This window comes from Pandoraea sp. NPDC090278 (assembly GCF_044772185.1).
GTDB lineage: Bacteria > Pseudomonadota > Gammaproteobacteria > Burkholderiales > Burkholderiaceae > Pandoraea.
The window spans coordinates 1-17287 of sequence record NZ_JBIVYJ010000007.1 but is presented as its reverse complement, the minus strand read 5'-3'; the positions used below and the strand labels follow the sequence as shown (position 1 = coordinate 17287).

Annotated in this window: 16 protein-coding genes and 1 tRNA gene; 9 read left to right on the top strand and 8 right to left on the bottom strand. The window is 61.9% G+C overall.

Annotated elements, in window-relative coordinates; all coding sequences use genetic code 11:
- Positions 1-6: 6 nt before the first annotated feature.
- Positions 7-1206, top strand: coding sequence for a CmpA/NrtA family ABC transporter substrate-binding protein (locus ACIQWO_RS23040; RefSeq protein WP_402829251.1), 1200 nt, complete (start codon positions 7-9; stop codon positions 1204-1206).
- Positions 1207-1215: 9 nt separating this feature from the next.
- Here the strand turns inward: ACIQWO_RS23040 and ACIQWO_RS23035 are convergent, their stop codons facing one another.
- On the bottom strand, positions 1216-1476 hold the full coding sequence (locus tag ACIQWO_RS23035) for a hypothetical protein (protein ID WP_150576399.1): 261 nt from the start codon (positions 1474-1476) through the stop codon (positions 1216-1218).
- Between the two features lie 237 nt (positions 1477-1713).
- Here ACIQWO_RS23035 and ACIQWO_RS23030 point away from each other — a divergent pair, with 237 nt between their 5' ends.
- Positions 1714-2112, top strand: coding sequence for a GFA family protein (locus ACIQWO_RS23030; RefSeq protein ID WP_402829248.1), 399 nt, complete (start codon positions 1714-1716; stop codon positions 2110-2112).
- 2 nt (positions 2113-2114) lie between these two features.
- On the opposite strand, the gene ACIQWO_RS23025 is transcribed toward ACIQWO_RS23030, so the two are convergent.
- Complete coding sequence (locus ACIQWO_RS23025; protein WP_150576401.1) at positions 2115-2456, bottom strand: zinc ribbon domain-containing protein YjdM; 342 nt, start codon at positions 2454-2456, stop codon at positions 2115-2117.
- A gap of 187 nt (positions 2457-2643) precedes the next feature.
- Between ACIQWO_RS23025 and ACIQWO_RS23020 the strand changes: the two genes are divergently transcribed.
- Together ACIQWO_RS23020 and ACIQWO_RS23015 are read left to right on the top strand one after the other, a co-directional pair.
- Positions 2644-2940, top strand: a complete 297-nt coding sequence (locus ACIQWO_RS23020; protein ID WP_402829245.1) for a hypothetical protein — start codon at positions 2644-2646, stop codon at positions 2938-2940.
- A gap of 165 nt (positions 2941-3105) precedes the next feature.
- Complete coding sequence (locus tag ACIQWO_RS23015; RefSeq protein ID WP_402829243.1) at positions 3106-3513, top strand: hypothetical protein; 408 nt, start codon at positions 3106-3108, stop codon at positions 3511-3513.
- Between the two features lie 6 nt (positions 3514-3519).
- On the opposite strand, the gene ACIQWO_RS23010 is transcribed toward ACIQWO_RS23015, so the two are convergent.
- A complete protein-coding gene (locus ACIQWO_RS23010) occupies positions 3520-4320 on the bottom strand; it encodes a hypothetical protein (RefSeq protein WP_402829241.1) in 801 nt (266 codons plus the stop codon).
- Positions 4321-4773: 453 nt separating this feature from the next.
- On the opposite strand from ACIQWO_RS23010, the gene ACIQWO_RS23005 reads away from it, so the two are divergent.
- Positions 4774-9519, top strand: a complete 4746-nt coding sequence (locus ACIQWO_RS23005) for an IPT/TIG domain-containing protein (protein WP_402829239.1) — start codon at positions 4774-4776, stop codon at positions 9517-9519.
- A gap of 63 nt (positions 9520-9582) precedes the next feature.
- Here the strand turns inward: ACIQWO_RS23005 and ACIQWO_RS23000 are convergent, their stop codons facing one another.
- A complete protein-coding gene (locus tag ACIQWO_RS23000) occupies positions 9583-10083 on the bottom strand; it encodes a PaaI family thioesterase (protein WP_402829237.1) in 501 nt (166 codons plus the stop codon).
- Between the two features lie 79 nt (positions 10084-10162).
- On the opposite strand from ACIQWO_RS23000, the gene ACIQWO_RS22995 reads away from it, so the two are divergent.
- Together ACIQWO_RS22995 and ACIQWO_RS22990 are read left to right on the top strand one after the other, a co-directional pair.
- Positions 10163-11530, top strand: coding sequence for a PLP-dependent aminotransferase family protein (locus tag ACIQWO_RS22995; RefSeq protein WP_402829235.1), 1368 nt, complete (start codon positions 10163-10165; stop codon positions 11528-11530).
- 141 nt (positions 11531-11671) lie between these two features.
- Positions 11672-12640 (top strand): GNAT family N-acetyltransferase, encoded by a 969-nt coding sequence (locus ACIQWO_RS22990; RefSeq protein ID WP_402829233.1) that lies wholly within the window; start codon positions 11672-11674, stop codon positions 12638-12640.
- A gap of 11 nt (positions 12641-12651) precedes the next feature.
- On the opposite strand, the gene ACIQWO_RS22985 is transcribed toward ACIQWO_RS22990, so the two are convergent.
- Positions 12652-13275, bottom strand: a complete 624-nt coding sequence (locus ACIQWO_RS22985) for an isochorismatase family cysteine hydrolase (protein WP_402829231.1) — start codon at positions 13273-13275, stop codon at positions 12652-12654.
- A 165-nt stretch (positions 13276-13440) separates the two neighbouring features.
- Between ACIQWO_RS22985 and ACIQWO_RS22980 the strand changes: the two genes are divergently transcribed.
- On the top strand, positions 13441-14163 hold the full coding sequence (locus ACIQWO_RS22980; protein ID WP_402829229.1) for a hypothetical protein: 723 nt from the start codon (positions 13441-13443) through the stop codon (positions 14161-14163).
- A gap of 55 nt (positions 14164-14218) precedes the next feature.
- Here the strand turns inward: ACIQWO_RS22980 and ACIQWO_RS22975 are convergent.
- Together ACIQWO_RS22975 and ACIQWO_RS22970 are read right to left on the bottom strand one after the other, a co-directional pair.
- A tRNA-Met gene (locus tag ACIQWO_RS22975) sits at positions 14219-14295 on the bottom strand.
- A 125-nt stretch (positions 14296-14420) separates the two neighbouring features.
- Complete coding sequence (locus tag ACIQWO_RS22970) at positions 14421-15149, bottom strand: transporter (RefSeq protein WP_402829227.1); 729 nt, start codon at positions 15147-15149, stop codon at positions 14421-14423.
- Between the two features lie 365 nt (positions 15150-15514).
- Here ACIQWO_RS22970 and ACIQWO_RS22965 point away from each other — a divergent pair, with 365 nt between their 5' ends.
- Positions 15515-15973: a metal-dependent hydrolase gene (locus tag ACIQWO_RS22965; RefSeq protein WP_402829225.1), complete on the top strand. Its 459-nt coding sequence runs from the start codon at positions 15515-15517 to the stop codon at positions 15971-15973.
- Positions 15974-15998: 25 nt separating this feature from the next.
- On the opposite strand, the gene ACIQWO_RS22960 is transcribed toward ACIQWO_RS22965, so the two are convergent.
- Positions 15999-17009, bottom strand: coding sequence for a serine/threonine protein kinase (locus ACIQWO_RS22960; RefSeq protein WP_402829223.1), 1011 nt, complete (start codon positions 17007-17009; stop codon positions 15999-16001).
- Between the last annotated feature and the right edge of the window lie 278 nt (positions 17010-17287).

The window sequence follows — 17287 nt, the reverse complement described above, 5'->3', positions numbered from 1 at the left end:
CTGCACATGTCGACGTCATCATGGTTGGCTTCCGATGGGCCATCGCCGGACCGGCAAGATCGAATTTCGGATGGTGTGCCCGAGAAGCGTCATTTACGCGTGGGGTTCGTCGCGCTGTCGGATGCTGCGCCGCTGGTCGTGGCGAAGCGTCTGGAGCTGGGGCATGAGCATGGACTCACGCTGGAGCTGAGCCGGGAAGCCTCTTGGGCGGCGATCCGCGACAAGCTGCTCACCGGTGAACTGGACGCGGCGCATTCGCTTTACGGGCTGGTCTACGGCGTGCAACTGGGCATTGGCGGGCCGCGCGAGGACATGGCCGTGCTCATGGTGCTCAACCGCAACGGGCAGGCGGTGACGGTGACGCCGTCGCTGGCCGATGCGCTCGCCGAGGCGGGAGATTTGCGCGAGGCACTGGCGTCGCTTGGTCGCAAGCCGGTATTCGCGCAGACGTTCCCGACGGGAACGCACGCAATGTTCATGAACTACTGGTTCGCGGCGCAGGGCATCGATCCGTTACGCGACATTGCCAGCATGGTGATTCCGCCCGCGCACATGGTGGCGGCGATGGAAGAGGGCGGGCTGGACGGTTTCTGTTGCGGCGAGCCGTGGCATGCGGTGGCGCAGGCGCGTGGGTTGGGACGCACGGTCGCGGTGTCGAGCGATATCTGGCCGAATCATCCGGAAAAGGTGCTCGCCAGTCGGCGGGACTTCGTCACCCGCTATCCGAAGACGGCGCAAGCGTTAGTGCGCACGCTGCTGAGCGCGTGCCGGTGGCTGGATATGCCGGGGCACCGGGCGGAAGCGGCGGGCTGGCTGGCCGAACCGGCGTGGGTGGGGGCGCCTCGCGATCTGATTGCAGCGCGCTTGCTCGGGGACTTTGGGCGCTTGTCCGGGCGGCATGCGTTGCTGCCGGTGAGTTTCTTTGACGATGGCGTGGTGAATTACCCGCATCCGTCGGACGGGATGTGGTTCGTCTCGCAGTACCGCCGTTGGGGGATGGTGGGCGACGATGCGGTCGTTCATGCCGCGCAAACGGCGGCGGAAGTGAATCAGACCGACCTGTTCGTGGCGGCTGCGCGTGCCGAGGCGGTGACGGTGATGTCGGAGGCTACCGGCGAAGTGCTGTGCGATGGGCGTCGGTGGGATGCGGCGAGTGCTGCCGATCTGACGGCTTATATCGACGGATTCGCTATTCGAGCGCGCTGAGCGGCCGTCTTACTGTGCGAAGACGTCGCAATCGACGCCACCCCGCGCGAGGCAGGCGCGCACAGCGCGTTCGCGGTGACGGTGGTGCATGTTCAGGTGATAGACGAGCGCGAGCAGGACAACTTGTCGCGACACGTTGGCGAATACGGGGCCGAGTCCGGCTGCGCGGGCCAGTTCACGGCGCAGGACGGGGTGCAGACAAGCGAGGGCAAGGATCGCGAAAGATCCGGGCACTGCGAGAAACGCCGCTAAAGCAATCTTCTTTTTCATGGCCGTCGTGTGTGGTGAGGGCGTTGTGAGGACGCACCTGCTGGAGACGGTTGGGTTCTTAACGGAAACCGGCGCACCGATGTGCGCCGGTTTTTCCATTTTGGCGGGCGTCTCCTCCCGTCTCACTGCATCACTGCATGTGTGACAGTGTAGGGAGCCGCCTCATTTCGATAAACGCGCGAAAATGAAAGCCTCTCTTGCGTAAAGTGAGGGGAATCATGTCAAGGAGGGAATCGTATGTCGACAGTGCTTGAGGGACGCTGCCTGTGCGGCGCCATCCGCTTCGAGATTCGCGAGCCGATGGTCAAATTCAGTCACTGCCATTGCACGCAATGCCGCAAAGGGCACGGCGCGGCATTCGCCAGCTATGGACGGACGAAGCGTAAAGACCTTTACGTCCTGTCGGGTAAAGAGCGCATCAAGGCTTACGCCTCGTCCGAATCGGTCCGCCGGGAGTTCTGCGCAGACTGCGGGTCTTCTCTTTTCTGGTCGAGCAATACGCCGGAGTTGGCCGACTGGATCTCGGTGGCGCTAGGCACCATCGACACCCCGTTTGCCGCCCCCGGACTGCGACATCTTCACGTGGCGTCGAAAGCGTCTTGGTATGAGATTGAGGATCGGTTGCCGCGCGAATAGCTTTATACCTTCTTCACGAACTCCGTTTTCAGGCTCATTGCACCGAAGCCGTCGATCTTGCAATCGATGTCGTGATCGCCGTCGACCAGGCGGATGTTCTTCACTTTGGTGCCGATCTTGATCGTGCCGCCACCGCCTTTGAGCTTCAAGTCTTTGATGACCGTCACGGTGTCGCCGTTTTGCAGTATCGCGCCGGTGGCGTCGCGATAGACGCGCTCGGTCGGCTCTGCCGCCGCTTCGGCCTGCGCCGACCATTCGTTGCCGCATTCCGGGCAGATGCACATCCCGCCGTCTTCATACGTGAATTCGGAGTTGCATTTCGGGCACGGGGGCAGAGCGCTCATTTGGTATTTCCCTGAAGTCATGCGAAGGCAATAAGAGCGCGAGAGTATAACGGTGTCGGCCGAGGCGTCCCTTGCGTTGGCTCAAAGGCACGGGTGATCCCGAAACCCGCGTGCAAATCCCATCGGCTAAAGAATGTCGATGGCAAGACGATAAATTGCCTATGTTCACTCTTTCCCACCAGATGTCATGCCTTCGACTTTGATGATCCATTCCACTAAGCCGGAGCGTCGCGTGAAGCCTGGTTTCAACTGGGCCGCACTGCTTTTCGGATCTCTGTGGGCGTTTTCGGAAGGGCTCGTACGCCGAGGTGGGCGTTTGGTTGCCGTCGACTGCCTTGTTGGTGTGCTGTGGTCCATCGGATATCCGGCGACGATGTTGGCCGGGAGTGCCGTGTTTATCGCGAAGAACGTTGTTGTCGCTCGTTCCGGTGGGACATGGCTGCAGCAACATCTCGCAGCGCAGGGCTATCGCGTGATCTCGTAGTTTGTGCAAGGTTGGGGGCGCGGGACCGTGCACGGGCGTTGAAATCCCTAATGGCTCTCGGGCGTCGCACCGGCGATACTGGTTTGGTCGATAATGGGCGCCACGCCCGCCATTCCCTGTTGTACGTCCCATTAAGTACGCCCCCTTAATTGCGCTGTCCCCGTCATGGCCGCCGAGATTCAAATTTCCATTCGTACGGAGTGCCCGCCCGGTGCCTGCACCTGCGAACGGGAGTCGCTCTTGCAGGATACGCAAGGCGACCGGCGCATTCTGATGCTGACGCAAACCGAGGAAAAGCGACTGATCGCGCGAATCGAGGCGATTTCCAGCTACAACGATCTGAATCGCATGATCGGTCTGATGCACGCCCAACTCGGCATCCGATTGCGCATTACGCCGAGCCCGAACGAAGTCAAAACCCTGCGCGGCATCATCATTCAATTGGACGCGCAACCCGGCTTGTGCCGGAAAACCCGCGCCAATATTCCCGCCGCCATTCGACGCTGTCTCGACGCCCGCCCCGAAATCGCCTTCGCCATTCTCGATTCGCACGATTTGCTTGGCGGGATATGAGGCAAATCAGGTCAGGCGAAGCGGGCGTGTCGACAGCTTCGACAGCACAAATGCCATCGCCGCCATCATCAGAAGCAGCATCACACTTGGCAAAAAGTCGAGTTGAAGCGCATTACGCGTTGAGACGGTCGTCAGTGCGGTGAGTACGAGCTGATACGCGGTGAAAAGACCTGTCGCCATGAGGGTAATGGCGAAGTCGCGATACGCCAGGCTAATGTTGCGCCGAATCGCCCATCCTATGAGCAATCCGAGTGCTGCACAGACAACGACCACAATGACGACGGTCCACGGCGCAAACACGTGCGTGAACTGACCCAGCAAATTGCGATAGATGGTGAACGCCCACAGCAGTTGAAACAGTGTGGCAAGCAGTTCTCGTATGTTGATAAGTGGCTCTCCGGCTCGACTCCGGGAAAAGAACTTGCACGCATCGGCGTTACGGAAAAGCAGGTAAATCGTTCCCGCCACGTATGCCATCGATACAACAAAGGGCGCCAGCCCGTCGATGTTGTTGACCGGGATGGCAAGCACCAAGCCAATTGCGCCGGTGATAATCAGAACCCATCGTGACCATGCATAACCGCGCAGTATCGCGACCATCAAAATTAGCGATAAAAGCACGGAATAGCTGAGATAGGTCCACTGCGCCTGAAGCGAGAGCCAATCGTTATCGAAAAGCTTCCATTTCCCGATCAGTGGTGTCTTGAAGATTTGCAAGCTTGCGCATGCAACTAGAAATTGGAGATAAGCGATTGCAGTGATGAGTGCGGGCCGTTGCATAGCGGTGGTCTGTTCTTCTTTTCTCATATTGTGATAATGCCTTGCTCGAATTTTAAGTGAAAACCCTCGATTTCTCTGTGTCGGCGCTTGAATTTTGTAAGCGCTTATTGACATAAAAATTCAGTTTTCCTAATCTTGCGCTCGCGCTCGCAAGGTGTTGATTGGCAATGGAAAGTACTAATAAATAATTGCCAATGAGGGAAGTCTGACTATCTGTGCAGGGCGCCTGTGTAATTGATGAATATAACAATGTGATCCTCGAACGTTATCCGACGAGGATTCGGGGAAAACATGTCGTCGTCCTGCATTCGCTTGCGCCGCGTCGAGCTTCGCGCTCGTTACGGCTTGTCTACGCTTTGGTCTTTTTGGCTGAAAGTTCTGTTGGCGCTCGTCGCGAGCTTTGGCGCGTCGTCTGCCTTCGCGGGGGCGTGTAATGTCAGTTGGAACGCGTCACCGGCCGGACAAGGCAGCTATACGATCATGGCCTCCGATTCCGCGGTGGGCGTGTCAGCCCTATGCGACCCCGGACTTGTCGGACTTTACAGCCCGAGCGGTGGTGCCAACGCGCCCGTGGTCGACCCACGCGATGGTTCGACGCTCGTGGCCAACGTGCCGACGACGCCGGGCAACAATTATTCCCTGACGTTTACACCGAGCCCGTCGACAACGCTCACGAGCTGGTCGTTTGTGCTGTACCTGAATAACAACCCGTCGAACACGGTCACGATCAACGTCACGCGCCAGCTCGGGGTCCCCATGCCCAGTCGCACTTCTCCGTCCAGTGGGCCGACGGTAGGGGGTAATACGGTCGTCATCACGGGGACGAACTTTGTCCAGGGGACCCACGTTATCTTCGACACCACTGAGGCCACGAGTGTGACGGTGGACAGTCAGACGCAAATCACTGCCGTCGCACCGAGCCACTCGGGAGCAGGCGCTGTCAGCGTTGGGACGTATAACACCGGAGGGTCGTCGGCAGGGAGCAACCTATATACGTATGTCGATCCGCCAACGATCTCGGGCGTTTCGCCTAACAACATACCGGCGGCGGGCGGTAGCTCCGTCACCATCACGGGCACCAACTTCATCTCAGGATCGACGGTGACCATCGGGGGCACCGCCGCTACCGGCGTCACGGTCAACAGCGCGTCTTCAATCACGGCAACTGCCCCAGCACACGCCCCGGGTGCTGTAGACGTCATCGTCGCGACGGCGGGCGGTTCGGCGACGCTGAGCGGTGGGCTCACGTACCTACCGGCCCCGTCCATAACGTCCGTCTCGCCCACAGAAGGGCCGGTCGCTGGCAACACATCCGTGACGATCTCCGGGACGGACTTCACGGGTGCGTCGCAGGTGACGTTCGGTGGGACGTCGGCGAGCTTTGTCCTCGTCAACGCCACACAGATCACGGCGACAGCACCGCCGCATTCTGTCGGTACCGTCGATATCCGCGTGACGACGCCCGGCGGCACCAGCGCGACTGGCCCTGGCGATCAATACAACTACACGGCCGTACCGACAGTGACGTCGGTTTCACCGAATACGGGCGGCAGCAGCGGCGGTACGAGCGTGACGATCACCGGTACCGGATTCACCCCGTCGTCGACCGTGAAGTTCGGCACGACTAATGCCACGAACGTCTCTTACAGCAGCAGTACGACGCTGACCGCCAATGCACCCGCGGGCACCGGCACGGTCGATGTGACCGTCACGACGTCGGGTGGCACGAGCGCGACCAACGGCAACACCAAGTTCATCTATATTCCGGCGCCAACGGTGACCAGTCTGACGCCGAACATGGGGGTGACTGGGGGGGGCACGTCCGTGACGGTGACGGGCACAGCGTTCACCGGGGCGACGGCCGTGAAGTTCGGCGCAACATCGGCGGCGTTCACCGTGAACAGCGTCACGTCGATCACCGCGACGTCGCCGGCCGGGGCGGCCGGGGCGGCCGGGACGGTGGACATCACCGTCACGGGCCCCGGAGGCACGAGTTCCACCAACGCGGCCGACCGCTTCACGTACGTCGCCGCGCCAACGGCAGCCAATCTTTCCCTCTCCAACGTGCCGTTCAATAGCGGGGCGGTACCCATCCCGCTCGATCTCTCGAACCACATCACGTCGGTAGCTGTTAGCACAGGGGCCGCCCACGGCTCGGCTGTCGCGACCGGTACCACGCTGACTTACACACCGACACCTGGGTACTCGGGCTCGGATACGTTCACCTACACCATGACGAACGTGGCCGGGATGTCGACTCCCGGTACCGTCACCGTCGCGGTGCTGCCGTCGACGTTTGCGTACACGCCGTCAGCACCTGCTCCGGGCACAGTTGGCGTGGCTTACAGCACCACGTCGCTGGCGTCGGCCTCGGGTGGATCGGGGACGTATAGCTACGTCGTGGTTTCAGGCGCCTTGCCGACCGGCCTGACACTGAGTTCCAACGGGACGCTTTCCGGTACACCGACGGCGATAGGCACCTTCAGCTTCTCGATCAAGGCGACCGACACCGTCACGACGACCAATCCGCCGGTCACCAGCAGCTCGCTGACCATGACGATCAATGCACCGACGATTACGCTCACACCGTCGGTCCTGTCGGATGCGACTGCCGCGGCCCCTTACACGCAGACGATTCAGGCAACCGGTGGCGCCGCCCCCTACACGTATGCCCTCACCGGCACGTTGCCAGCGGGACTGAGCTGGAACGCGACGACAGGCACGATCAGCGGAACGCCCACACAGACATCGGTCGGCAGTCCCGTGACGGTCTCGGCAACGGACGCCAACCATTTTTCGGGAACGATCTCATACAGCGTGCGCGTACTGGGCCCGAATCTGAACATCGGAACCAGTTCGCTCGCCGCCGGAACGCTGGGTGTGTCTTATACGCAAGGCATCTCCGTTTCGGGCGCGAATGTGGGCTTCACGCTGACGGCGACGGGCCTGCCGAACGGCTTACAGCTCACGCAAAACGGTAGCGCTTACGCAATCACGGGGACGCCAACCGCAGCGGGGGCGTTCTCCGTCACGATCCACCTGAATGACTCGACGACAGGCACGGGCGCGCCATTCTCCGCAACCGTCACGCTGCCCCTGAACGTCAACACGGGATCGATCACGCTGACGCCGACCACGCTGCCCACACCGGTCGCCGGTCAGGCGTACAACCAGACGTTCACAGCCTCGGGCGGTGTCGCACCTTATCGCTACACGGTCACCACCGGTGCGTTGCCCGCAGGGCTCACGCTCGACCCGGTCAGCGGGGTGTTGTCCGGCACGGCGACGTCGACCGGCACCAGCACATTTACCGTCACCGTGAAGGATTCGAGTACCGGGCCGGGCACGCCGCTGAGCGCGCTGCAAAGCTACAACTTCAACATCACGGCGCAGGTCGCATCGGCTCCGGCCGTGCAGACGCAAACGCTCTCCAGCGCTCCCGTCACGTTCCGCGCGACGGCCAATGCCGTGGGCGGGCCGTTCACGCGCATTGCGATTGCAACGCCGCCTGCCAGCGGCACGGCCGTGGTCAATGGCGAGGACATCGTCTATACGCCGACGCCGAGCACCAACGGCGACGTGACGTTTGCGTACACGCTGACCAACGCGATCGGTACGTCCGCTCCGATTCCGGTGACGGTGAGCGTGCGTGCCGTGCCGGTCACGGCTGCACCGCAAGAGACGTCCGTCGCAGCGAACGGCACGGCGGACTTCGACATCACCACCGGCGCGACGGGTGGCCCGTTCACGGGCGCGAACGTCATGTCGATCTCGCCTGCGAATGCCGGGACAGCAACGATCATCAGCACGTCGGCTGCGCCCGTCGCTGCGGGTGTCGCGCGTGCCGCAGTCGCCACAGGGAATACGTACACGCTGCGCTTCGTACCGGCGGCGGCGTTCGCGGGTGTCGCTGTGATTACGTACACGGTGTCGAATGCCAATGCGACGTCGGCCCCGGGCACGGCGAAGGTGACGGTCGCACCGCGTAAAGACCCGACGACGGACCCCGACGTGACCGGCCTCATCGGCGCACAGGTGGAAGCTGCGCGCCGCTTCGCGACGACACAGATCGGCAACTACAACCAGCGTCTCGAGATGCTGCACGGTAAGGGACGTGCGCCGTCGAGCAACGGGTTGAACGTGGTGCTGCCGTCGGCGGATCGTGGCGCGAGTCGTGACCTCTCGCGTTGTCAGGACATCGCCGGTATCACCGATCGCGACGCCTGTCTGCGAGGCGACGTTAGCCCGACCGCGCTTAGTCAGATGAACAAGGCGAAGAGCCTCGACGTGCGCGACAAGTCGGACAAGAACGCGAGCGCGAGCGGCACAAGTGGCACGAGCGGCGTTGCCACGGGCGACGGCCCCGACCTGCCCGGCGAAGGCGAGAACGGCGATCAGCGTTTCGCTTACTGGACGGCGGGTACGGTCGACTTCGGTTTCGCCAACACGGCCGCTCAGCGTTCGGGCTTCAAGTTCACGACCGGTGGCGTGACGATGGGTGCGGACTATCGCTTCTCCGACCAGTTCTCGTTGGGCGCGGGCGTCGGTTACGGACACGACTCGACCGACATCGGTAGTTCGGGCACGCGCAGCACGGGCGACAGCTACAGCGGCGCGTTGTACGCGAGCTATCGTCCGATTCCTGTGCTTTTCGTCGATGCCGTCGCAGGCTTCGGCACGCTGAGTTTCGACTCGCGTCGCTGGGTCATCGACGCGAACGACTTCGCGCGCGGCAAGCGCAACGGGCAGCAGTTCTTCGGCTCCCTGTCGGCGGGCTACGAGTACCGGACCGACGACTGGCTGTTCTCGCCGTACGGACGTCTGACGGCGTCGCGTTCCACGCTCGATCAATACAGTGAAACCGGGGCAGGGCTGAACGCGCTTACGTACTTCAAGCAGAACGTGAATACGCTGTCAGGCACGCTGGGCGTGCGCGCAGGTTTCGCGAAGGCGACACGCATCGGGACGTTCTCGCCTTACATTCGCGTGGAGTTGCAGCACGACTTCAACGGGCAGAGTCTGGCGGGGCTGGCGTACGCGGATATCGCGTCGAGCGGGCCGGTGTACTTCGTGCCGGGCAGTCCGTACGGCAGCGACCGCGTGCAAGTCGGCGCGGGGACGAAACTGCGTACCGGTACGCTCGTCTTCGGGCTGGATTACAGCGTGACGACGGGGATGGGCGGATTGCAGCAAGGCTTCCGACTGACGTTCACTGCACCGTTCTGAAGGTCGTCGCCAGTGGATGAACAGGCCCGCCGGTCTCAGGATCGGCGGGCTTTTTGTTTTCTGTCATCGGCCCTTGGCGTGTTCGCCGCGCAGGGTCATGACGGCGCTGTCCACGCGCGCGACGACCTTGCCGTCGTCTCGTTGGATGTCGCACTGGTAGTGCGAGACAGTGCGTCCGCGATGCGTCGCCCATGCGCGTGCCAGCAGGCGTGCGTCCCACACCGGGCGCAGGAACGTCGCCTTCAGATCGATGCTCGTGAACGTCTCGCCTTCGCTCATGAGTGTCGAGTGCGCGGTGCCGATGGCCGCGTCCGCCAACTCGCACAGCAGCCCGCCGTGGACGGTGCCTTGCTGGTTGCCGTGAATCTCGGGATGGGTATTGAGTTCGATGACGGCGAGCGCCTCGCCGACTTCCACGATCCGAAAGCCGAGGAATTGCGAGATCGCCGTCGGGTAGCGCATGTGGATGGATTCGTTGCCGCCCAGCGTGCCGTCGAGCAGTCGCTGCAAGTAGGTCAGCACGGGGTATTGCGCGTCTTGGGGGATGTCGGTCATCTGGGGCATGGCGGTCTCTTTTGACGTTTGCGATCTGAAGTGTCGCCGCCTAGAATCGGACAATCAAGAAATTGTCCTACGTACAGTCATGACCGATTCCCTCGTCTCCCCTGTTTCCGCGCTCGTCGAACGCCTGTCAGGCGATATCCGCAGTGGTGTGCTGTCGCCGGGCTCGGCACTGCCGACGCATCGAAAGCTGGCGGCGCAGTACGACATTGCGATTGCGTCTGCGACCAAGGTCTACGCGAAGTTGCGCGATCTGGGGCTAGTGGTCGGCGAGGTGGGGCGGGGGACGTTCGTGCGGGATCGTCCGATGCAGCGCGAGTGGGACGTCGACGACGAGGCGCGACTGAGTTCCAGCGCGGTGGATCTGTCGTTCAACCATCCGTCATGGCCGTATCAGAGCGAGTTGCTGCGCGCGACGTTGCGTGAGCTGGCGACGGCCGGGGATCTCAGTGCGCTGATGCATCAGCAGCCACCCGGCGGTCGGCAACACGAGCGCGAGACGGTGGCGGCGTATCTGCGTCGCGCGCGGGGGATCGACGTGCTGGGAGACCGCGTCTTTCTCGTCGGTGGCGCGCAACAAGGTCTCGACGTCGTGGTGCGAACGGCGTTGCGCCCGGGCGATGCCGTGGCCGTCGACGCGTTGACGTATCCGGGATTCAAGATGACGGCGTCGCTGGCGGGACTGGCGTTGAAGCCCGTCGCGGCGGGGCATAGTGGGCGCGGTGGACATGTAGCGCCCGATCTCGATGCACTCGAAGCGGTATGCCGTCGCCACGCCGTGCGGGCCATCTACACGATGCCGACGTTGCACAACCCGCTGGGTTGGGTGATGAGCACGGCACAGCGTCGACGGTTGGTGGAGATCGCGCGACGTTACGACTGCCTGATCATTGAAGATGCGACTTATGCGTATCTCGTCGATCACGCGGGACCGTCCATCGTCACGCTCGCGCCCGAGCGTACGTTTTATGTAACGAGTCTCTCGAAGAGTGTGGCGACGGGGTTGCGCTTCGGATATGTCGTTGCACCGGAGACGTACGCAGCGCAGGTCAAACGCGTGGTGCGGGCGTCGTACTGGAGTCTGTCGAGCGTGGTCACGGCCATCGCGACGCGCTGGCTGGCGAGCGGTGACGTCGAGCGTCAGGAGGAACGTCAGCGCGCGCAGGCGAAGTGGCGTCAGACGGTTGCCCGTGAGGCGTTGCGCGGCATGGAGGTGGTGACGCATCCGTCGTCGTTGTTTCTCTGGCTGCCGTTGCCTGAGGGATTGCGTATGGATCGAGTGGCGTCTGCGCTGGCTGCGCGCGGTATCGCCGTATCGAAGGCGCAGGCTTACGCCACTACGCGGCACGCGCCTCATGCGCTTCGGCTGGGATTGAGTTCGATGAGCGAGGCGCAGGTCGCACCGGTGCTCGCCGAGGTGCGTGAGGTCATCGATCTGATGCCGCTGTGATGGGCGGCAGCGGATCTTCCTGGATCACGGAATTTCGCCACCTTGCATAAGTTGCGATTCGCAACTATATTGGTTGCGTTACGCAACTTTTCTGCGCCATCGTCATGTTTGACGTCATTCGCGACCTGTGTGAGATGCCCTATGGACCTCGTCGATCTGCCCGGTAAGCCCCGCGAAGCGGAGATTCTCGAACTCCGCGACTTCTCCCGAAAACTGGTGCGCGAGCTGGGGTTCATGCGAACCACGCTCGCCGACAGCGACCTCTCGCCATCGGCCGTCCACGCCATCATCGAGATTGGCGCAACACCCGGCATCAGCGCCAAGGATCTCGGCAATATTCTGCGCCTCGACAAATCGAACACCAGTCGGCAAGTGGCCAAGCTGGAGGCCAGCGGCCTCGTGCGTCGCGCAACAGCCAACGACGACGCGCGAACCTCCGAACTCTCGCTGACCGAGGCCGGGCAGAAGCTGCGACGCAAGATCGACCGCTTCGCGACGGATCAGGTGTCGAGTGCTCTGCGACGTATCGTGCCCGCAGATCAGGAGGCGCTGGTCCGCTCACTCGCGTTATATGCCGATGCGCTCGCTCAGGACAATTCGGCAAAACGGGTGGACGAGGCCGGGATCGATGCGCAGATCGCGGAGGGATACCAGCCCGGATGCATCGGCGATATCGCAAGTCTGCACGCGCGCTACTACGCAGAGCATTGGGGCTTCGGCGCTTACTTCGAGAAGAAGGTCGCGACGGGGCTGGCGGAATTTGCCGGGGCGCTGCCTGCGGAGGGCAAAGCGCTATGGTTGTACGTCGAGAACGGCCGCACGCTGGCGTCGCTTGCCATTGATGGAAATCTGGAGACGGGGGGCGCGCACTTGCGTTGGTTCATCGTGGACGATGTGCTGCGTGGCTCGGGCGTTGGACGGCGTCTCATGTCGGCTGCGATGACGTATGTCGACGCGCGTTTCAACGAGACCTACCTGTGGACGTTCAAAGGGCTCGACGCGGCGCGTCATCTTTATGAATCGTTCGGCTTTCGTCTCGCCGAGGAAGCGGAAGGCGAGCAATGGGGAAGCCGCGTCGTCGAGCAGCGGTTTAACCGTCGTAAGGCGTGAACGGTCGCGATTTACATAAGAAGCGTTAGCGCGTCAGCAAGCGACAGCACCGTCGTTCGCGAATCGAAGGCCGTCGAGAAAAGATGATCGTGAACGATCGTGTCGGGGTCGTAGCAACAGTCCTTGACGGTGAAAAGCCGGTAATCGGCGTCGCTTGCGTAGGCCACGGAAGACAGCATGACGCCGGTCGAGGCGATGCCGACCATCATCAGCGTATCGACGCTGCTCGCGCCGAGTCGTGACTGAAGGTCGGTGCCGTAGAAAGCGCTGGCGCGATGCGCGATGACGAGCGGCTCGTCGTCGCGTTGTGCCAGCTCAGGCGAAATCCGGTCGTCGACGAACAATCCCAGTCGTTTCACGCCTTGCCCGTTGCGGTTCATCGGGCTGACTTCCGGATAGCCGGGGCTGAAGTGGAATTTGACGAAGTAGACGGCGATACCCCGGGCGCGCGCCGCGTCGCATAACGCGCGTGTGTTGGCGAGCAGTGTCGGCGCGACGGCGGGGAACAGCGCGAGGATGTCCGTCTGATAGTGCATGACGATCAGTGCGGTCTTCGCCGGGATCAGGGTCTTGCTGAGGGCGTCGGGGTTCTGCGGCGCTGGATCGATGGTCTTGCGTTCGACAGATGACGTCATCGGATGTCTCGAAGGAGAGTGACGCAGAGGGATGGCACGTGTTGCGGCGACTTTATCAGAATGCGTCAGGCTCTTTGCGTCGAATGACGGGTATCTGGCAGTGCTGAGTGGTTGCCTCGTGTGACAATGCCCATCCCATGAGTGATCGAATAATCGGACGCTGCGATGTGGAAGTTTTGCAAAAGGCTGGGTTTCGTCGTCGGGATCACGCTGGCGCTTGGCGCTGCGGGCATGGCCTATGCGCTACCCTCGGCCGTCGCCGCAGCGTGCCCGGCATGCTACGGGTTTGAAGACATCGGGAATCGCGTCTATGTCCAGCGCCAGACCACGGCGCAGGAGCAGGCCGCAATTATCGACGTCGTGGATTCGGCGCGTGAGCGTTTGACCCAGTTCTGGGGGCCGCTCAGGGCAACGCCGCGTGTCTTTGTCTGCTCGGACGATGCCTGCTTCCGACGGCTGGGCGGCGGCGGACGGCGCGGTATGTCGTTGTTCGATCAGGTGGCCGTGCTGTCGCCTCGCGGAAGCGATGCTGTGATCGCCGCGCACGAACTCTCTATGAACGAACTGCATCGCCGCATCGGACTATGGGCGTTCGCTACGGGACGGGTACCGATCTGGTTTAACGAAGGCGTCGCGATGGTGTCGTCCGACGATCTTCGATACCTTGCGCCAGCCGATCAGGCGGATCGTTGCCTCGCAGCGGTGTCTGCGCCGTTGCCTGTCGGGATGTTCGAGTGGAATCGTCTCGCACTCACGGATCGACAGCTTTATGCCAAGGCTGCTTGCCAGACGATTCGATGGATGGCGTCGCACGGCGGCGCTTCCGGTGTTGTGGCGCTCGTCGACAAGGTGGGTGCTGGCGATACGTTCGAGAACGCGTCGCAGTGATCTGAAAAGCAAAAGGCCTTGATTTCTTTACGAAATCAAGGCCTTTTACAGTGTCTGGTTGCGGGGACAGGATTTGAACCTGTGACCTTCGGGTTATGAGCCCGACGAGCTGCCAGACTGCTCCACCCCGCGTCTGAGAAGAAGAATAATACGGGTATTCTGCGCATTGTGTCAAGCATTTATGACACTTAATTTAAAGTGCTCCCGAAATTCATGCGCGAGGTGTGCATTTTTTAGGCATCCTGCGCATTCGCCGCTCACCACCGGATCGTGACGCCCGCCTGTACGGAATGGCTGAGGGACGCGGGATTCAGGCCGCGTTTGTAGCCCACATCCAGATCGAGATCCTTCGTCGGACTGTAAATCACGCCGACCAGCGCGTAGGCCGGTTTGGTCGACGTCGAGCTGTCGGGATTGGTGGCCAGGCCGATGTCGCCGACGAGGCGCACTTCTTCCGTCACGCTGAAGAGCACTGCCGTCGACGCATTCCACAAGCTCGTGCGATTGCCCAGGCCGTTGTTATTCCACGTGTAGCCGACGTTCGCGAGAAACGTCCAGCGATCGAGGTTGTACTGCATCAACAGATTCGCCCCGGTCGTCGCGCGACCGTTACCCAGGCCGCGGTCCTGACTGGCCGTCGGGAGCGTGATGAAGGGTTTGAAGCCGAGACTCCATTGCTCCCCTTCGAGGAAGCGCCATTTGGCTTGTAGTTGGAGATCGGTGAAACCGTTGGTCCAGCCGTCGCCGTCGGGGCGCGTGCGCTGATAGGGCGCTTGAATGGCGACGTCGAGATTCGAGAGCACGCCGTAGGTCAGCGTGTTGTTCCACTGCTGTTGACGCGACGTCGGTTGCGTCAGCCATTCGCTGTTGAGTTCGAGCTGCCAGTTGCCCGTGTCTTGCGTACCGGTGTCGTCCGTGACGAGCGGGTTCGTCGCGTGTGCGGCCAGCGGAGCGAGTGTCGCGGCGAGGATCAGAAACTTCTTCATCGAAAACTCCGGCGGGACCTGTTCTCTGTGTACGGCGTCGTCTTACTGTGAATCTGCTGCGGATTTGCTGTGAATCCGTCTGTCGTTTGGCCGAGCGCGCGATGGATCGCGCAATCGGTCGGCGGGATCGTACGGGCCGCATATGACACCGTCAATCGGATTGCACTGAAAAACCGGCGAACGTGTCGTATTTGCCGATGTTTCCGGTTTGAGAGGGGGAAGGTCTTGCGTGTTGGTTTTCGGTGTGGTGACGAACGGCGAAAACGTGCAAGCCGCAGCCGGTGCCCGGTGGTAGACTTCGGCCCCTTTTTAAGCGCGGAATCGCATGCGATTTTCGCGGGCCGTCACCTATTCACTCGTCCTTCATGCAAGCCAGAAGTCATCTTATTTTCGGCGTCGCTGCCACGTGGCTGATGCATCGCACCGGTTGGGCTGCCAGCGTTCATGCGTGGCCGCTTACGCTCGTCGGTGCGTTGCTGCCCGACATCGATCATCCAAAGAGTATGTTGGGGCGGCGCGTTGCCCCGTTGTCGATGGTGATCTCCGGATTGTTCGGGCATCGCGGCATGACGCACTCTCTGTTGCTGCCCGCGCTTGCCATAGCCGCATGTATTTATGGCTGGGGGCACGTGCCGCCGTGGATGCTCGCGTTATGTGCGGGATATCTCTCGCATCTGCTGGCCGACTGGTTGACACCTTCCGGTGTGCCGCTCTGCTGGCCGCTTCGAACGCGCTTTCGGTCGCCGCTATATGTGACGACCGGGTCGAGTGCGGAATGGTGTGTCGCGGCGGCGCTGGCGTTCGCGATGTGGCGGTGGTGGTAGAGGGCGTCAGACGGCGACGCGATAGTTAGCGCCAGGTCAGCGGCGGTTCGTCCATTAATGCGACTTGTTCGCGAAGCTCAAGGATTCGGTCCTGCCAGTAACGTTGCGTGTTGAACCACGGGAATGCGGCGGGAAACGCGGGGTCGTCCCAACGTCGGGCGAGCCAGGCGCTGTAATGCAGTAGGCGCAACGTTCGCAAGGCTTCCGTCAGATGAAGCTCGCGGGGATTGAAGTCGGCGAAGTCTTCGTAGCCGGAAAGGACTTCGTCCAGCTGACCGGTCATCTCCGCGCGCGTGCCCGAGAGCAGCATCCAGAGGTCTTGCATCGCCGGGGCCATGCAGGTGTCGTCGAAGTCGACGAAGTGCGGGCCCGCGTCCGTCCATAGGACATTGCCACCGTGGCAGTCGCCGTGAACCCGTAGCAGTTTGACGTCCCCCGCTCGCTCATAAGCGCGGGCGATGCCGTCGAGTGCCAGATCGACGATGGTGCGCCAGGCGTCACGCAGGTCGGACGGGATGAAGTCGTTCGTCCACAAATAGTCGACGGGGGCGCGGCCGTATGTGTCGATGTCCAGCGTGAGGCGGTGTTGGTACGGTTGCGTTGCGCCTTGGGCGTGGATGCGGCCGAGAAAGCGGCCGAGCCAGTTGAGGGTGTCAGGATCCTGAAGCTCGGGGGCGCGGCCGCCGCGTCGCGGGAAGAGGGCGAAGCGGAAACCGTCGAAGTGATGCAGGGTTGCACCGTTAATTTCAAGCGGGGCGACGACCGGGATTTCTTGCTGCGCGAGTGTCTGGGTGAAGGCGTGTTCTTCGAGGATGGCGTCGTCGGTCCAGCGTTGAGGACGGTAGAACTTCGCGATCAGCGGCGGGCCATCTTCCATTCCCACCTGGTAGACGCGGTTCTCGTAGCTGTTGAGGGCGAGCAGACGCCCGTCGCTATAGCTTCCAAGTTGTTCCACGGCGGTGATGACCGTGTCGGGGAGCAGAGCGGCGAACGGGTGCTGTGGCGCGTCGGCGCCTTGGGGGAGATCGGTGTTCATGCGCGCTATTGTGCCCAAAGGTGAGGGCGGGCGTCAGAGGGTGTCGAGCGGTCCCCTATATATAGGACGATGATGGACGCGATGTGAGACGAACCGAGGAAAATGCGCCTTCGTAAAAATAGTTTCACAAAGGGCTTGCGCTCGTTGGCGAACGTCATTAATATTCCGTCTCTCGCAACGACGGCGACGCAGCGAAAGCAGCGAAGCGGTTGAAGCGACGGGCTGGAAAGCCCGGTGGTTAGTGGTTTTGGAGCTTGTGAGTCGCTACGGCGGCGAAC